Source organism: Rhodococcus sp. 15-649-2-2 (assembly GCF_002258645.1).
Classification (GTDB): Bacteria; Actinomycetota; Actinomycetes; order Mycobacteriales; family Mycobacteriaceae; genus Rhodococcoides.
This window is the reverse complement of sequence record NZ_NPFM01000020.1, coordinates 25224-41142: the sequence shown is the minus strand read 5'-3', so window position 1 is coordinate 41142 and position 15919 is coordinate 25224. Positions and strand designations below refer to the sequence as shown.

The window sequence follows — 15919 nt, the reverse complement described above, 5'->3', positions numbered from 1 at the left end:
CGCTCTTCTGTGCCAGACTCGGCGGATGGTTGAAGTGGGTGAGCGCAGGCGTATCGGCGCACGGGGCCGCGTGGCACTGCGCGCGGCGGAGCTGGCGACCTGGGCGTCTCGCAAAGCAGGCCGAGGCAAGGGCTCGATGATCGGCGGACTCGTCGCACTCAAGATCGACCCCAACATCCTCGGCGGGCTCGGCCGGGGTCGACGCACGGTCATCGTCACCGGTACCAACGGCAAATCCACCACCACCAGAATGACCGCCGCAGCACTGGCCACTCTCGGCGACGTCGCCACCCAGGCGGACGGCGCGAACATGGACGCGGGCATCGTCGCGGCCCTACACGCGCACTTCGATGCCGAGCTGGCTGCTCTCGAAGTCGACGAACTGCACGTCCCCCACGTATCCGACGCTGTGGACCCTGCGGCCATCGTATTGCTCAATCTCAGTCGCGATCAGCTCGACCGCGTGGGCGAGATCAACATGATCGAACGCAAGCTGCGCGCCGGATTGGCCCGGCACCCCGAGACCGTCGTCATCGCCAACTGCGACGACGTACTGGTCACGTCGGCGGCATTCGACGCACCGAACGTCGTATGGGTCGCCGCCGGTGGCGGATGGGCAGGCGACTCGGTCAGCTGTCCCCGCACGGGCGAGCCCATCCTGTGGGAGGGCGAGCACTGGTACAGCACCGGCAGCGACTTCAAGCGTCCGACGCCGGATTGGTGGCTCGACGACGAGAATCTCTACGGTCCCGACGGGCTCGTCCTGCCGATGACGTTGTCGCTGCCAGGAAAAGCCAACCGCGGCAACGCAGCTCAGGCAGTAGCCGCTGCCGTGACGCTGGGCGCGAACGCAGAAGATGCCGTCGCGGCCGCGTCGAGCGTCGACGAGGTGGCCGGGCGCTACTCCACCATCCAGTACGGATCCCATTCCGTCCGAATGCTTCTCGCCAAGAACCCTGCCGGCTGGCAGGAGGCGCTGTCGATGATCGACCCCACCTGCGACGGACTCGTCATCGCAGTCAATGGTCAGGTACCGGACGGCGAGGACCTGTCGTGGCTGTGGGACGTTCGCTTCGAGCACTTCGAGAACGTCGCCGTGGTCGCCGCCGGTGAACGCGCGACCGACCTCGGAGTCCGACTGCTCTACGCGGGCTCGCAGCACACCACCGTCGCAGATCCGTTGCAGGCCATTGCTTCCTGCCCGCCGGGACGCGTCGAGGTACTCGCCAACTACACCGCGTTCCGCGACCTCGGTCGCGCGCTGGCACGTGAGGTGAAAGATGTCTGAGTCCACCGTTCGCATCGGCCTCGTTCTGCCCGACGTGATGGGCACGTACGGCGACAACGGCAACGCGCTCATTCTGCGACAGCGGCTGCGCATGCGCGATATCGACGCCGAGGTCGTGCAGATCACCCTGAGCGATCCGGTTCCCGATTCACTCGACGTGTACACCCTTGGCGGAGCAGAGGATTCGGCTCAACGCCTGGCGACGCGTCACCTCACTCGGTACCCGGGATTGCAGAACGCAGCCGCTCGCGGTGCCCCCGTGCTGGCGATCTGCGCCGCGATCCAAGTACTCGGCCACTGGTACGAGACGTCCGCCGGCGAACGTGTCGACGGCATCTCGCTGTTCGACGTCACCACCGCACCGCAGGCCACACGTTCGATCGGCGAGGTCGTCACCGAGCCTGCACTCGACGGCCTGACTCAGAAGCTCACCGGATTCGAGAATCACCGCGGCGGAACAACTCTCGGCCTGGACGCGTCCCCATTGGCCAAGGTCACCCACGGCGTGGGTAACGGCGTCGGCGACGGACGTGAGGGCGTCGTACAAGGTTCGGTACTGGGCACGTACATGCACGGGCCGGTACTCGCCCGAAACCCGGAGTTGGCAGACTACTTGTTGGAGCGTGCCTTGGGCACCACGCTCGCTCCGCTCGAGTTGCCCGAGGTTGCGCAACTCCGCAAGGAGCGGCTGCGATAGTGCCTACGGCAGTGGTGCGGTCAAGTGGCCTGGGCGGCACTTGATCGCACCACTTCCGTGGGCACTCACATTCGTCGACGTCCGGTCAGAGCGCGGCCCAGCGTCAGTTCGTCGGCAAATTCGAGGTCTCCGCCCATGGGCAGGCCGGAGGCGAGGCGGGTAATGGCCAGGCCGGGGAAGTCTCGCATCATGCGCACCAGGTACGTGGCCGTTGCTTCGCCCTCGGTGTTGGGGTCGGTGGCGATGATGACCTCGGTGACGTCCACTCCGTCGTCCTGAGTTCCCACGCGGGTCAACAACTCTCGGATGCGGAGCTGATCCGGCCCCACTCCGTTCAGTGGGTCGAGCGCTCCGCCGAGTACGTGGTAGCGGCCCTTGAACTCTCGTGTACGTTCCACGGCCTGCACATCTTTGGGCTCTTCGACGACGCAGATCATCGATCTGTCTCGACGCGAATCGGCACAGATCCGGCACAGTTCCTTGTCCGAGACCGTGCCGCAGACGATGCAGAACTGAACGCCGTCGCGAATACGCTGCAACGCGCGCATGAGCCGATCCACCTCGGGAGGCTCGACGCCGAGGAGATGAAAAGCTATGCGCTGAGCGCTCTTCGGACCGACCCCGGGAAACTTGCCGAGTTCGTCGATCAGATCCTGAACCGGACCTTCGTACACCGCCTAGAACCCGGGCAGGCCGGGCATGCCACCGAGACCACCAGCGAGGGGGCCCATCTTCTCGCTCGCGACGGCCTGAGCCGCGCGAGACGCATCGGCGATAGCGCCGATCACGAGATCCTGGAGGGTCTCGATGTCTTCGGGGTCGACGACCTTGGGGTCGATGGTCAGACCGACCACCTCACCGGTCCCTTTGACGGTGGCGACGACGAGTCCACCGCCCGCCTGGCCGGTCACTTCGGTCTCCGCGATCTCCGCCTGCGCCGCCATCAGCTGCTGCTGCATCTGCTGGGCCTGCTGCAGGATCGATGCCATGTCGGGCTGCTCACCGGGTTGCACTGTGCCGTCCTCTCGCGTGGGTTCGAAGCGCACACCAGCGTAGCCGCACCTTGGATCGCTGTGATTCACTGCGCGTCGAATCGACGTACCGACCTGAGTGTCCACAATTTCGCGGCAGACACGGGATCGCGCCTGCGGTGACGAATAGTGGACACTCAGCGCAGTGCCTTCCGGCGATGTCGCACGAAGTGGTTGCCGACGGCCACGATATGAGTCGGCTCGGTCGCACCGGCCGCCCGAGCCGCCGCAAGCGCGACGGTTTCTGCGCACGGGCCACCGGTGAAGTGATAAAGATTCACCCCGGCAAAAGTGCGGCCGTCCGCCACTCTCACCGCGGCACCCATCGTGTGGATGCCGTCCTCACCAGGGCTTGTATCCGTCGTCGAATCGATTGTTTGCCTGGCCAGTTCGACCAGCGTCCGATCCCCGTCGGTCACGGGTAGCGCGGAAGTGAAGGACACGACGCGATTCTAGAGCCCCGCGTCCGAACATTCGTCAGTACTGAGCGCACGTAGTCTTACGGAATGGATCAGCCGGCGACCTCCCCGGAACGCGGCTCTCCTCGCAAGCGTCGGGTGACTGCCGAGACCATGGCCGAGGCAGGCATTGCGCTGACTCTGCCCAGGGTGACGGTGAAGTCGGTGGCCCAGAGCCTGGGTGTTTCGATCGTCGCGATCTACAACAACATCGAGGATCTGTGTGCGCTCAAGGCCCTGGTGGCGGAGGAAATTCTGCGCCGGTGGTCGCCGCCGCTTCCCGGTGACGACGAATCGATGCACGACGCTCTGCTGACACTCGCCTCCGCGATGCGCGAGCTGGTTCACTGCAACCCGGGCATCGCGGAGTATCTGATCGGCCTGACTCCCAGTTCCATCGACGCGCTTCGGATGGCCGATGTGGTGCAGACGCGCTATCGACTGCGCTACGACCTCACTCCGAAGCAGGCGACGTGGGCCGTCATCACCGTCGTCGAGCACGCTCTGGCCTTGGCGGAGATCGTCTACAACGATGCCCGACGCGATCGTGAGTACGACGACGCGATTGCCGCGCGCACCGACCTCGACACCCTGCCCGGGGCCTACGACACGATCGACCGCGGACCCGATGGGATGTTTGTGTGGTCGATGCGCACCGTGGTGGTCGGAACCCTGACGTTAATCGCGGCCCCGGATTTCGAGCAGGTCTAGATCAACTCGCGACGCAGGTTCTCGAGCGTCGCGGCTTGGATCTTCTTCAGGCCGAGCGGTGCGAACGTCTTCTCGAAGAATCCGCCGATGCCGCCCGCGCCCTTCCATTCAGTCGTTGTGGTGACCGCGGTACCGCCGCCGTCCGGGGCTACTGACCAGGTGGTGACCATGGAGGAGTTGGCGTCCCGTTCGGTGATGGTCGATCCGGCGACGGAAACAGTCGCGGCGACGTTGCGTACTCGCTTCTCGGTGGCCTGCAGTGTCCACTTCGCCACCGTTCCGTCTCCCTGACCGCCCTGGACCACCTCGTAGTCGCGGTACTGCTGGGGCAGGATGCGGGGGCGCACCGTCTCGTAGTCGGCGAGAGCGGCAAGCACCCGATCCGGTGTGGTTGCGATGGTGACGGAACTGGATGCACTGACCTGAGCCACGGAAACGTTCTCCTTCGATAGCGAGCGGGATGTGCATCCATCCTGCCTCGCCGAGCGGTCACGCCCGGCATCGCGCCGAACGTCATGTGGCATGCATCACAAAGGAATCGCACATCGGGAAAACACATGCATGCTGCAACCATTTTGTCTGAATTATGGCGATTCCCGGCCCTGTTTCGGCAACAGTTGCGTGAAGTTTCACCGGTCGGACGCCCACGCCGGTGGATACCGAGCAGTACGAGATATAGCGTCTGTACGTGGCTTCAGTGAATGCTCTTCTCGGACGACGGCCAGAACCGAGGGAGAGCGGTTACGCAGCGCACCGATCGGGTGTCGAGCAGTTGCTTCGCAGCTATCGAGCGATCCCCGCCGATGCGACGGTGCGTCTGGCGAAGAAGACGTCCAACCTGTTCAGGGCCAGGACGACATCGAACACCCCGGGACTCGACGTGTCCGGCTTGAGCAAGGTCATCACGGTCGATCCCGCCGCAGGCACCGCCGACGTTGCGGGCATGTGCACCTACGAGGACCTCGTCGACGCGACGCTTCCCTACGGTCTCGCTCCCCTCGTCGTCCCGCAGCTCAAGACGATCACCCTCGGCGGAGCCGTCACCGGCCTCGGCATCGAGTCGACGTCGTTTCGCAGTGGGCTCCCGCACGAGTCGGTACTCGAGATCGACGTCCTCACCGGAAGCGGCGAGATCGTCACCGCAACGCCCGAGGGCGAACATGCCGACCTCTACTGGGGCTTCCCCAATTCCTACGGCACCCTCGGCTACTCGACCCGGCTGAAGATCCAGCTCGAGCCCGTGCTGCCGTATGTCGCGTTGCGCCACCTACGATTTCACGATCTCGCGACCCTTCAGTCCACGATGGACACCATCGTCACCCAACGCGAGTACGACGGCATCGAGGTCCACTACCTCGACGGCGTGGTCTTCAGCGCCGACGAAAGTTACCTCACGCTCGGCGTTCAGACCGATGAACCCGGGCCGGTCAGCGATTACACCGGTGCAGACATCTTCTACCGCTCGATCCAGCACGATTCGGACACACCGAAAACCGATCGGCTGACCATTCACGACTATCTGTGGCGATGGGACACCGACTGGTTCTGGTGCTCTCGCGCATTCGGGACCCAGAACCCGACAATTCGACGCTTCTGGCCGCGCAAGTATCGACGCAGCAGCTTCTACTGGAAGCTGATCGGCCTCGACCGTAAGTACGACATCGCCGATCGACTCGAGAAGCGCAAGGGAAATCCGCCGCGCGAACGCGTCGTGCAGGATGTGGAAGTTCCGATCGAACACACCGCCGGCTTCGTGGCGTGGTTCCTCGACAACATTCCCATCGAGCCGTTGTGGTTGTGCCCGTTGCGACTTCGCGAGCCGGCGGCCCCCGGTGCCAATCCGGCCCGACCGTGGCCGCTGTACCCACTCGAGCCCAAACGCACGTACGTCAACATCGGCTTCTGGTCCTCGGTACCCATCGTCGCCGGCGAACCCGAGGGTGCAGCGAACCGCGCGATCGAGAAGAAGGTCACCGACTTCGACGGGCATAAATCGCTGTACTCGGACGCTTACTACACCGAGGATGAATTCGCCGTGCTGTACGGCGGCGAGAGATACCTCGAGCTGAAAAAGAAATATGATCCCGAAACCCGATTGTTGGATTTGTACTCGAAGGCGGTGCAACGCAAATGACGACGTTCAAGGACTCCGGTAATCGAACGGCGAACGGCAACCAGAAGCTCAAGATCTCCGAGATTCTGGAGCTGATCTCCGACGGCAACATCCCACTGCGTTTCACCGCGTACGACGGCAGTACCGCCGGACCCGAGGACGCGAAGATCGGCCTCAACCTCAAGAGTCCGCGCGGAACCACCTATCTCGCAACCGCTCCCGGTGATCTGGGCATGGCGCGGGCGTACGTCTCGGGCGACCTGGAGGCCACCGGCGTCCATCCCGGCGATCCGTACGACTTGCTCGCACTGATGGGTGACGAGCTCCACTTCCGTCGTCCCTCGGCCATGACACTGGCCTCGATCACCCGCTCCCTCGGCTGGGATGTGTTGCGGCCCATCGCTCCTCCACCCCAGGAGGCGATTCCGCGGTGGCGTCGTATCGCCGAAGGCTTGCGCCACTCCAAGACCCGGGACGCGGAAGCGATCCATCACCACTACGACGTGTCCAACGCGTTCTACGAGATGGTGCTCGGCCCGTCGATGACGTACACGTGCGCTGCGTTCGAGTCCGCCGACAGCACACTGGAAGCGGCGCAGGAGAACAAGTATCGGCTGGTATTCGACAAACTCGGCCTGAAGCCGGGCGATCGTCTGCTCGACATCGGCTGTGGCTGGGGTTCGATGGTGCGCTACGCGGCCCGCCGCGGCGTGAAGGTTATCGGCGTGACGCTCTCCCAGGAGCAGGCGTCGTGGGCGCAGAAGGCCATCGCCGAGGAAGGCCTGTCCGAGCTCGCCGAGGTGCGCTTCTCCGATTACCGCGACGTAGCCGAGACCAACTTCGATGCCATCTCGTCGATCGGGCTGACCGAGCACATCGGTGTGCACAACTACCCGTCGTACTTCTCGTTCATCCAGTCCAAGCTGCGCGACGGCGGCCGGCTGCTCAACCACTCGATCACCCGACCGGACAACCGCGCTCACGCCAAAGCGGGCAGCTTCATCGACCGCTACGTCTTTCCCGACGGGGAGCTCACCGGCTCCGGACGCATCATCACCGAGATCCAGGACGTCGGCCTCGAGGTCCGCCACGAGGAGAACCTGCGCGAGCACTACGCACTGACCCTCGCCGGATGGTGCCGGAACCTCGTCGACAACTGGGACGCATGCGTCGCCGAAGCCGGCGAAGGAACAGCCCGCGTGTGGGGTCTGTACATGGCCGGATCCCGTTTGGGATTCGAGCGCAATGTGGTTCAGCTACACCAGGTTCTGGCCGTCAAGCTCGGGCCGAAGGGTCAGGCGAACGTGCCGCTGCGGCCTTGGTGGAACGGCTGATCCAGCTCCTACCGACCCGTCCCGCGCAGGATCACTCGGGCAGTCTCGACGGGCTGATCCCAGTGCGGGAAGTGTCCGCATCTGTCGAACCAGTGCAGGGTGGCGTCGGGGAATCGCTCCAGCGCCACCTCGGCCTGGCTGGGAGTCGTCACCTTGTCCTGACGACCCCAGCCGATGAGCAGCGACCCCTGCAACGACCCCTTCGGTGCACCGAGCTGCTTCGGCCCGTGGATCAAGGCCTTGCGTGCGGCGTCCAGTGATGGCGAAGTCTTGGCCGAGAAGCCCTTCAGCTCCCGTTCGACCAATCCACTCGGCAGCTTCCACGGCGCAGCCGAGAACTGCGCCAACGCAGCCGTTCTCGTCACTGGGTTACCGGCCAGGAACGGCACCAGCGGCTGAACGTTCTTCATCAGCGCCAAGGACGCAGTGATCGTGGCTCCGAAGATCTTCACCTGACGGTCGTTCCAGAACCCGCCGGGATCGAGTGCCACCATCGACCCTCGGTGACCACGGCGGCCGAGCTCGACGACCATGCGTGCGCCCATCGAGCTGCCGACGAGATCGGCGTCGGACAGGCCCTCGTCGTCGAGGTACGTGCGCAGCGCATCGGTGAGCGACGCGATCGAGACCTCGGGCAGCGGCGGAGTCTGCCCGAATCCGGGCAAATCCAGGGCGATGACCTCTCGGTGCGCAGCGAGTGCGGGAACGATCGGATCCCAATTGCGGTGCGAGGATCCGAGCCCGTGCACGAGAACAAGCGGCTTACCGCGTCCGGTTCTGACGTTGTACATACCCCGCCATGTACCCCGAGCCCGTCGAACTACACCTTCGGGCTGTAGTGCGACGGGTCGGAGCGACGCGTGAGAGGCGGCAGATTACGAGCCGGCGTGTGCACCAGCGGTGATGTCGCCGGAATTCGGCCGAGAGCGCGATCCCACCCGGCCCGGCCACGCGGATGCAGCCGACGACGCGGCGGCACCAGCCCGAACGCCAGGTTCACCGCCCTACCGAACAGCACGAACCGCTGCTCGTCCCGCGCAGACCAGCGGTAGCCGAGGAGTTCGCGCACCGGCTCGTCGTAGAGCCCGACGGTGATCCACACGAACAACGCGGCCACCGGACGCCGCAGTACCGCCCAGACCCGATCCGGCAGCCAGGCTGCGTACGGCGGTGGTCCCAGCTTCGACAGGTCCAACACCCCGCGGGCTGCCATGTTGTCTTCCAACACGGTGCTGCACATGTGCCTCCAGTACTGCTGAAACTCGGGCCAGGTCGCGGGGACCGGACGCATGCTCATGCCGTAGAGGCGATACCACTGCACGTGCTCGTCGAACAGTTGCACTTTCTGTTCCTCGGTCAGACCGCCCATGAAGTGATCTGCCGTGAGCACCGTGCCCATGAAGAAGGTGGCGTGCGCCCAGTAGAACGTGTCGGGATCGAGGGCGTGGTACTTGCGGCCCTTGGCGTCGATTCCCTTGATGTTCGTGTGGTAGCCACGCACTTCGAGCGCGGTCTGCTCGGCGCGATCTCCGTCGAACACCACCCCGCCGATGGGATACAGCGACCGGTAGAGACGCTGCCAGCGCTCGTCGAAGAACGTCGAGTGCTGCTCCACCCCGGCTCCGAGGCCGGGGTGCATGTTCTGCATCGACCCTGCCCAGACGCCCTGCAGCATCCCCCGCCAGTCGCCGAAGTACTTCCAGGTGAGCGAATCGGGACCGAGCGGGACCGGACGATCACTCTGACTACGCATGTTGTCAGACTAGAGTTGACAACATGCGTAGTCAACAGTTGGAGGAGCGTAGATCCAAGCGGTACGACGCATTGCTCGCCGCAGGGGTCGAGCTTCTCGGCTCTCCGGACGGTCCGGCGGTCAACGTGCGCGCCGTCTGCCGAACCGCCGGGCTGACCGAGCGGTACTTCTACGAGAGCTTCACCGACCGGGACACCTTCGTCCGCGCGGTGTACGCGTGGGTCGGTTCGCGAGCGCAGACCGCTTTGCTCGATGCCGTCACCGCGGCGGACACCCCCGAGGACACCATCGCCGCGCCGGTCCGAGCGTTCGTCGAACTCATCATCGACGAACCGCGAACCGGACGGGTGCTGCTCATCGCGCCGTTGGCGGAACCGGCGCTGAGCCGACGCGGTCTGGATCTGCTCCCCGGTTTCGTCGAGTTGGTGCAGTCACAACTTCCCGACACCGAAGACCGACAGCTGATCGCCGTCGGAACCGTCGGGGCACTGACCGCCCTGTTCATCGGCTACCTCGACGGCACCGTGACCGTCACCCGCGAAGCCCTCGTGGCGCACTGCATTCGGCTGATTTCCGACGCCTCCGTGCGAGGATGACACCACCTCTAACCGAAGGAGTTTTCATGTCCGATCTCGATCAGTCGTTCGCCGATGCGCAGGTAGACGTCAAGAAGCTCACGTCCAAGCCGAGCAACGACGATCTGCTGAGCCTGTACTCGCTCTACAAGCAGGGTTCGATCGGTGATGCCTCGGGTAAGCGGCCCGGGCGACTGGACATGGTGAACCGCGCGAAGTTCGATGCCTGGGCGAAGCTCGAAGGTACGAGCCAGGATTCGGCGAAGCAGCAGTACGTGGATCTGGTGACCAAGCTCCTCGCCGGCTGAGCCTACGGCTATGGTCGAGTGCGGGGGTAACGCAACGAAGGGACCCGCATGAGACGCACCGACAGCGACGTCGACGAGGCCGAGCTCGACATCGAGAAGCCGAAGACCCACGCGGCGGGCCCCGTCGCCGTCGCGGTGTCGATGAAGCGAGCACTGGGGCACATGGGCCCGAAGCGCACTGCGCAGACGCTGCTCAAGCTCAACCAGGCCGAGGGTTTCGACTGCATGAGCTGCGCGTGGCCCGATCCCGATCCGGGCCACCGGCACGCGGCGGAATTCTGCGAGAACGGTGCGAAGGCCGTTGCGGAGGAAGCAACGACGACGCGGGCGACCCCGGAGTTCTTCGCGCAGCACAGCATTGCCGAGCTGGACGCCCACACCGAGCACTGGCTCGGCCAGCAGGGCCGGATCACGCACCCGATGATCAAGCTGCCCGGCGGCAGCCATTACGAGCCCATCGAATGGGACGACGCTTTCCGTCTGATCGGTGACGAGCTGAAGAGCCTGGCCAGTCCGGACGAGGCCATCTTCTACACCTCGGGTCGCGCGTCCAACGAGTCCGCGTTCACCTACCAGTTGTTCGCGCGGTCGTTCGGCACCAACAACATGCCCGACTGCTCCAACATGTGTCACGAGTCGACGTCCATCGCTCTGCAGGAATCCATCGGCATCGGCAAGGCCAGCGTCACGCTCGACGACGTTCACACTGCCGAACTGATCATCCTGGCCGGCCAGAATCCCGGCACCAATCACCCCCGTATGCTCTCGGCGCTCGAGATGGCGAAGCAGAACGGCGCAAAGATTCTGTCCATCAACCCTCTTCGCGAAGCGGGTCTGCTGAATTTCAAGAACCCACAGACCCCGCGCGGCATGGTGGGACCGGGAACGGACCTGTCGGATCTGCACCTGCCGATCAAGCTCAACGGCGATCTCGCTCTGTTCCAGGCCATCGGCTCGCTGCTGGTGAAATGGGACGCACTCGATCACGAGTTCCTCGACAGCTACACCATCGGCTTCGACGCGTGGAAGGCACACGTCGCCGAGGTCGACTGGGATCTCGTCACCGAGGTCACCGGATTGTCGGTAGCGCAGATCACCGAGGCCGCCGAGATGCTGCGCGACTCCAAAGCCACCGTCTTCTGCTGGGCCATGGGCCTGACGCAGCACCGCAACGCCGTCGCGACCATCAAGGAAGTCACCAATCTCGCGTTCGCGCAAGGCAACATCGGGAAGGCAGGTGCCGGGTTGTTGCCGGTGCGCGGCCACTCGAACGTGCAGGGCGACCGAACGATGGGCATCTGGGAGCGCCCACCGGTGGCCTTCCTCGACGCGATGGCTGCAGAATTCGACTTCGAGCCACCGCGTGAGAACGGCTTGGACACCGTCGATTCCATCCGTGCCATGCGCGACGGCAAGGCACATTTCTTCCTCGGACTCGGCGGCAACTTCGTCCAGGCGACGCCGGACAGTGACGTGACGTTCCAGGCGCTGCGCAAGATGCGGATGACGGTGCAGATCTCCACCAAGATCAACCGATCCCATATCGTCTGCGGTGAGACCGCCTTGATTCTGCCGACCTTGGGGCGCACCGAGAAGGACGTGCAAGCCAGTGGCGAGCAGTGGATTTCGGTCGAGGACTCCACCTGCTCGGTGCATTCCTCGCGTGGTCCACTGAAGCCGGCCAGCCCCTACCTGCGCTCGGAGGTCGCGATCGTCAGCGGTATCGCCGAGGCGACGCTGGGCACCCGATACGGTCTCGACTGGCAGAGTTTCCGCGACGACTACCGCAACATTCGCAAGCACATCTCTCGTGTCGTCGCCGGTTGCGAAGGCTACGAGGTCAATGTTCGACGTCCCGGCGGCTTCGTGCTTCCGCACCCGCCGCGCGACAGTCGGACGTTCGAAACCAAGAGTGGCCGAGGCGAGTTCGCGGTGTCACCCATCGACGTGCTGCAGGTTCCGCCGGGCCATCTGATCCTTCAGACGCTGCGCAGCCACGATCAGTTCAACACCACGATCTACGGCCTCAGCGATCGGTACCGCGGCATCGAGAACGGCCGACGCGTCATCTTCGTGCACCGAGAAGACATCTCCACGCTCGGCTTCCGCGACGGCGACATGGTCGATCTCGTCACCAAGTGGGACGACGACGACGTGGAACGGTGTGCGCCGTCGTTCCGCATCGTCCAGTACGACACCCCCCGCGGGTCGGCTGCTGCATACTACCCCGAGACCAATCCGCTGATTCCATTGGATTCGACTGCGCTGCAGAGTAATTGCCCCACCTCGAAGTCGGTGATCATTTCGATGGTTCCGGCAGGGACGGGCATGCAGGGCACGGTGAACGGTCATCAGGACAACGAGGGTTCGGACGAGGGGCACAAGTCGCACCCTCAGCCGCACCACTTGAGCTGAACGGTAATTCCGGAAGTGAGTCGTTCTAGCGGACGTCCCACTTCCGGAACTGGCGTCGCATCACGTCGGCGGCCGCCTCGACGTCGCGCCGCCCGAAGGCCTCGATCAAATGCTCGTGGCTGCGCACCGCGTCGTCACCCCAGCGCGCGTCGGTCGCGTACAACCGCGGTGTGTACTTGACTGCGCCGAGCAGGAACCATGCCAGTTTCATGCCCCCGGCAATCTTGTTGACCAGGCGATGGAACTCGAATTCGTAGTACTCGACCGATTCGGTGTCGGCGCGGGCCACGGCATCGCGTAGACCTTCGTTCAGAGTGGTCATCTGTTTCAGATGTTCGTCGTCGACCACGCCTGCCGCACGACCGGCGAGTGTGCCCGCGATGATGCCCTGCAGCCAGAAGATGTCGTCCACGTCCTGCGGCGACAATTCGTTCACGCGGTAGCCGCGATGAGGTACCTGCTCGACCAGTCCCTCGCCGCGCAATGCGACGAGCGCCTCGCGCACCGGGGTGGCACTGACGCCCAAAGCCACTGCGGTCTCGTCGATCCGTACGAAGGAGCCGGGTTGCAGTGCACCGGTGACTATCTGTTGGCGGATGCTCCCGGCGACGTCCTCGGACAGCTGTGGCCGACGCGGAATCGGGCGCGTGGAAGACGCAGTTCGGGTGAGATCGATGCTCATTGATCTGCTCCTGCATTGCTCCCACACAGCGGGGCTACGGGGGTTGTAGCAACCGAAGGTGACGCATAGTGTGTCCTGGACAACATTGAATCACATCAAATATATGTGATGCGATCCGCTGGAGGATAGAGCCCATGACGGACCAGATCGAACAAACTACCGAGAGCAGCTTCGAAAGCCTCGACCCCAGAACAGGTGTCGCGCTCGCTACGTATCCGATCGCGGGCACCTCCGACGTCGACGCTGCCGTCGAACGCGCCCGGTCGGCCGCCAGATGGTGGGACATACAAGGCTTCGTCGGGCGCAAGCGGTGGTTGCTCGAATTCAAATCTGCCATTGCGCGTGACGCCGCGAGCCTCGCCGCCGTCATCGCCGCCGAAACCGGCAAGCCGGACGAGGACTCCCTGCTCGAGGTGATGTTGGGCGTCGAACATCTCGATTGGTCGGCCCGCAATGCCGAGAAGATTCTTCGGCAGCGCAAGGTCGGATCGGGTCTGCTCGCCGTCAATCAGAAGGCCTACGTCGGATACCGCCCGTTCGGCGTCGTCGGAGTCATCGGGCCGTGGAACTATCCGCTGTACACCCCGATGGGCTCGATCGCCTACGCCCTGGCCGCCGGCAACACCGTCGTGTTCAAGCCCAGCGAGCTCACCCCTGGCGTCGGCGTCTGGTTGGCCGAGAAGTGGCAGTCGCTCGCCGCTCCTCACCCGGTGTTCCAGACGATCACCGGCGACGGTTCCACCGGTACCGCCCTGGTCGAATCCGGCGTGGACAAGATCGCGTTCACCGGCTCCACGGCCACGGCCAAGAAGGTCATGGCCACGTGCGCGAAGTCGTTGACGCCACTGGTCGCCGAGTGCGGTGGCAAGGACGCGATGCTCGTCGACGCGGACGCGGACATCGCTGCCGCAGTGGAATTCGCGACGTTCGGGGCGATGGGCAATGCCGGCCAGACCTGTGCCGGTGTCGAACGTATCTACGTCGCGGCTCCGGTGTACGACCGGTTCGTCACCGAATTCACCACCGCCGTACGGGCACTGAAGCCCGGAGGAACCAAGACCTCGTCCTACGGCCCCATGACGCTGGGCAAGCAGAGCGACATCGTGCGCGGCCAGATCGAGGACGCCTTGGCCAAGGGCGGCAAAGCTGTTGTCGGCGGTCTCGATTCACTGCACGGGCCGTACGTCGACCCGGTTGTTCTCACCGACGTGCCCGAGGACTCGACTGCGATCACCGAAGAGACGTTCGGCCCCACGGTCGTGGTCAACAAGGTGCGCGATCTGGACGAGGGCATCGAGCGAGCCAACGCCTCCAAGTACGGACTCGGCGCATCGGTGTTCACCAAGGACGGAGCAGTGGGTCGACGCGCCGCCGAGAAGCTCGATTGCGGTGTGGTGACAGTCAATTCGGTCCTCGGATTCGCCGGCGTTCCGGCGCTGCCGTTCGGCGGTACAGGCGACTCGGGATTCGGCCGAATCCACGGGGCCGACGGCCTTCGTGAGTTCAGCACCGTCAAGTCGATGACGGTGCAGAGCTTTGCAGCTCCGGTGAACCTGCTGACGATGAAGCGCAAGGCACGAAACATGAAGCTCTCGGTTCTGGCACTGAAGCTTCGGCACGGACGGGGCTGAGCATGGACATCACGCCGAAGAAGGGGCGCTTCGGCTGGCTGCGGCGCATCGAGGAACTCGACCCGGTGCGGGATTGCCATACGATCCACCGCATCACCGCCGGCTACGAGTTCCCATGGGATTACCAGCGCGCGCTCGAGTTCGCGTTGTTCCGCACGTACTGCGTGCCGACCATCTCGGCGCTGCTCGCCCGCACGGGCGAATTCGAGAACCGCCCGCAGAAGCGCTACGACGACACCTCGCTGCTGATGGCCGAATTGCTCGAGCACGGCTACGACTCCGAGCGAGGACGTGAATCGCTTCGGATGGTCAACCGAATGCACGGTCAGTTCGACATCTCGAACGACGACATGCTCTACGTGTTGACGACGTTCATCTACGAGCCGATCGAGTGGATCGACACCTACGGATGGCGTCGCCTGCATCCGAAGGAACGACTGGCAACGTTCCACTTCTACTGCGAAGTGGGAAAGCGCATGGGCATCAAAAACATTCCTGAGTCGTACACCGAATTCGCGCAGTTCAAGCTCGACTACGAGGAGCGCACGTTCAGGTTCACCGAAGACAATCGACGCATCGGCACGTACACCCTCGATCTGTACTGCTCCTGGTACCCCGCTGCGCTGACCCCCGCAGTGAAGCAGGCAGTGTTCGCACTGTTGGACGACCGGATGGCCGGTGCCTTCGGCTTTCCCGCAGGCTCACCGACGGTCGAGCGGGCCGCCGTGCAGGCCCTGCGCGCCCGAGCCCGCGTGGAGCGGTTCCTACCCAAGCGAACGCAATCGCGAGCCACCGCCGACGCGTCGAACAAGACCTACCCCGGCTATCCCGTCGGCTATCAGCCGAGCGATCTGGGCACCCTCGCCTCACCGCGAATTCGCAGTTGTGGTGCAAAAACACCGGAAGTCTCGGTGTAACTGCGA

General features: G+C 64.3%; 17 protein-coding genes. 10 read left to right on the top strand and 7 right to left on the bottom strand.

The window, feature by feature from the left end:
* The first annotated feature begins 25 nt into the window (after positions 1–25).
* A complete protein-coding gene (locus tag CH305_RS11550) occupies positions 26–1288 on the top strand; it encodes a Mur ligase family protein (protein ID WP_094703778.1) in 1263 nt (420 codons plus the stop codon).
* A complete protein-coding gene (locus tag CH305_RS11545; RefSeq protein WP_032404549.1) occupies positions 1281–1985 on the top strand; it encodes a type 1 glutamine amidotransferase in 705 nt (234 codons plus the stop codon). The genes CH305_RS11550 and CH305_RS11545 overlap by 8 nt, the downstream gene beginning before the upstream one ends.
* Before the next feature lie 65 nt (positions 1986–2050).
* On the opposite strand, the gene recR is transcribed toward CH305_RS11545, so the two are convergent.
* The 3 genes from recR to CH305_RS11530 form a co-directional block, all read right to left on the bottom strand.
* Positions 2051–2659 (bottom strand): recombination mediator RecR, encoded by a 609-nt coding sequence (gene recR, locus CH305_RS11540; protein ID WP_032379989.1) that lies wholly within the window; start codon positions 2657–2659, stop codon positions 2051–2053.
* A 3-nt stretch (positions 2660–2662) separates the two neighbouring features.
* Entirely contained in the window at positions 2663–2974 is a 312-nt protein-coding gene (locus CH305_RS11535) for a YbaB/EbfC family nucleoid-associated protein (RefSeq protein WP_217901741.1), read from the bottom strand.
* 179 nt (positions 2975–3153) lie between these two features.
* Positions 3154–3459 carry a hypothetical protein gene (locus CH305_RS11530; RefSeq protein WP_212709793.1) on the bottom strand — a complete coding sequence of 102 codons (306 nt, stop codon included), beginning with the start codon at positions 3457–3459 and terminating at the stop codon, positions 3154–3156.
* A gap of 63 nt (positions 3460–3522) precedes the next feature.
* On the opposite strand from CH305_RS11530, the gene CH305_RS11525 reads away from it, so the two are divergent.
* Positions 3523–4185 carry a hypothetical protein gene (locus tag CH305_RS11525; RefSeq protein ID WP_094609267.1) on the top strand — a complete coding sequence of 221 codons (663 nt, stop codon included), beginning with the start codon at positions 3523–3525 and terminating at the stop codon, positions 4183–4185.
* Here the strand turns inward: CH305_RS11525 and CH305_RS11520 are convergent.
* On the bottom strand, positions 4182–4616 hold the full coding sequence (locus CH305_RS11520) for an SRPBCC family protein (protein ID WP_032379987.1): 435 nt from the start codon (positions 4614–4616) through the stop codon (positions 4182–4184). The genes CH305_RS11525 and CH305_RS11520 overlap by 4 nt on opposite strands.
* A gap of 257 nt (positions 4617–4873) precedes the next feature.
* Between CH305_RS11520 and CH305_RS11515 the strand changes: the two genes are divergently transcribed.
* Positions 4874–6319: an FAD-binding oxidoreductase gene (locus CH305_RS11515; RefSeq protein WP_179278267.1), complete on the top strand. Its 1446-nt coding sequence runs from the start codon at positions 4874–4876 to the stop codon at positions 6317–6319.
* Positions 6316–7632 (top strand): class I SAM-dependent methyltransferase, encoded by a 1317-nt coding sequence (locus CH305_RS11510; RefSeq protein ID WP_037150025.1) that lies wholly within the window; start codon positions 6316–6318, stop codon positions 7630–7632. Before CH305_RS11515 ends, CH305_RS11510 begins: the two co-directional genes overlap by 4 nt.
* A gap of 8 nt (positions 7633–7640) precedes the next feature.
* On the opposite strand, the gene CH305_RS11505 is transcribed toward CH305_RS11510, so the two are convergent.
* Positions 7641–8423 carry an alpha/beta fold hydrolase gene (locus CH305_RS11505; protein WP_094703777.1) on the bottom strand — a complete coding sequence of 261 codons (783 nt, stop codon included), beginning with the start codon at positions 8421–8423 and terminating at the stop codon, positions 7641–7643.
* A gap of 29 nt (positions 8424–8452) precedes the next feature.
* Positions 8453–9385, bottom strand: coding sequence for an oxygenase MpaB family protein (locus CH305_RS11500; protein ID WP_094703776.1), 933 nt, complete (start codon positions 9383–9385; stop codon positions 8453–8455).
* Between the two features lie 23 nt (positions 9386–9408).
* On the opposite strand from CH305_RS11500, the gene CH305_RS11495 reads away from it, so the two are divergent.
* Genes CH305_RS11495 through CH305_RS11485 form a run of 3 tightly spaced genes read left to right on the top strand, consistent with a single transcriptional unit; the run spans position 9409 to position 12683 of the window.
* On the top strand, positions 9409–9981 hold the full coding sequence (locus tag CH305_RS11495) for a TetR/AcrR family transcriptional regulator (protein WP_037150034.1): 573 nt from the start codon (positions 9409–9411) through the stop codon (positions 9979–9981).
* A 26-nt stretch (positions 9982–10007) separates the two neighbouring features.
* Complete coding sequence (locus CH305_RS11490; protein WP_032379982.1) at positions 10008–10268, top strand: acyl-CoA-binding protein; 261 nt, start codon at positions 10008–10010, stop codon at positions 10266–10268.
* 48 nt (positions 10269–10316) lie between these two features.
* Positions 10317–12683 carry an FdhF/YdeP family oxidoreductase gene (locus CH305_RS11485; RefSeq protein WP_094703775.1) on the top strand — a complete coding sequence of 789 codons (2367 nt, stop codon included), beginning with the start codon at positions 10317–10319 and terminating at the stop codon, positions 12681–12683.
* A 25-nt stretch (positions 12684–12708) separates the two neighbouring features.
* Here CH305_RS11485 and CH305_RS11480 read toward each other — a convergent pair whose 3' ends face one another.
* Positions 12709–13365: a GntR family transcriptional regulator gene (locus CH305_RS11480; protein ID WP_094703774.1), complete on the bottom strand. Its 657-nt coding sequence runs from the start codon at positions 13363–13365 to the stop codon at positions 12709–12711.
* 134 nt (positions 13366–13499) lie between these two features.
* Here CH305_RS11480 and CH305_RS11475 point away from each other — a divergent pair, with 134 nt between their 5' ends.
* Complete coding sequence (locus CH305_RS11475; protein ID WP_032404542.1) at positions 13500–14996, top strand: aldehyde dehydrogenase family protein; 1497 nt, start codon at positions 13500–13502, stop codon at positions 14994–14996.
* Positions 14997–14998: 2 nt separating this feature from the next.
* A complete protein-coding gene (locus CH305_RS11470) occupies positions 14999–15913 on the top strand; it encodes an oxygenase MpaB family protein (protein ID WP_094703773.1) in 915 nt (304 codons plus the stop codon).
* The last annotated feature ends 6 nt before the right edge of the window (positions 15914–15919 follow it).